Origin of the sequence: Laedolimicola sp., assembly GCF_051972735.1 — a bacterium.
Lineage (GTDB): Bacteria > Bacillota > Clostridia > Lachnospirales > Lachnospiraceae > Laedolimicola > Laedolimicola intestinihominis.
Map to the genome: position 1 here is coordinate 1 of NZ_JBOKYU010000104.1, position 514 is coordinate 514.

Consider the following 514-nt stretch of genomic DNA (forward strand, 5'->3'; position numbering starts at 1 on the left):
CCGCTGGATCGATCTGCGCACCGACGAGAACCAGCTGATGTTCAAGGCACAGAGCTGCTTCGTCAACGCCATGCGCAAGTTCCTGCTGGACCGCAACTTCATCGAGATCCACACCCCCAAGCTGATCGCTGCTGCCAGCGAGAGCGGCTCTGAGGTGTTCAAGGTGGACTACTTCGACCGCAATGCCTATCTGGCACAGAGCCCCCAGTTCTATAAGCAGATGGCTATGGCTGCCGGCTTTGAGCGCATCTTCGAAACTGGCCCGGTGTTCCGCGCCGAGAAGAGCTACACCAATAAGCACGCTACCGAGTTCTCGGGCTTCGATCTGGAGTTCAGCTACATCACCTCCTTCAAAGACGTGATGAAGATGGAAGAGGAGCTGCTGACCGCCGGTCTGCAGGCCGTTAAAGAGAGCTACGGCGACCAGATTAAGGAGCTGTTCGGTCAGGAAGTCATCGTGCCCACCACCCCGTTCCCGGTGGTCAAGCTGGCAGACCTGTACAAGGCACTGGAG

Annotated in this window: 1 protein-coding gene; it reads left to right on the forward strand. The window is 57.8% G+C overall.

All coding sequences use genetic code 11. From position 1 onward, the window contains the following. Nucleotides 1-13 precede the first annotated feature (13 nt). On the forward strand, nucleotides 14-514 hold a 501-nt coding region (locus ACTRC3_RS11785), incomplete at its 3' end, for an amino acid--tRNA ligase-related protein (protein WP_440323200.1).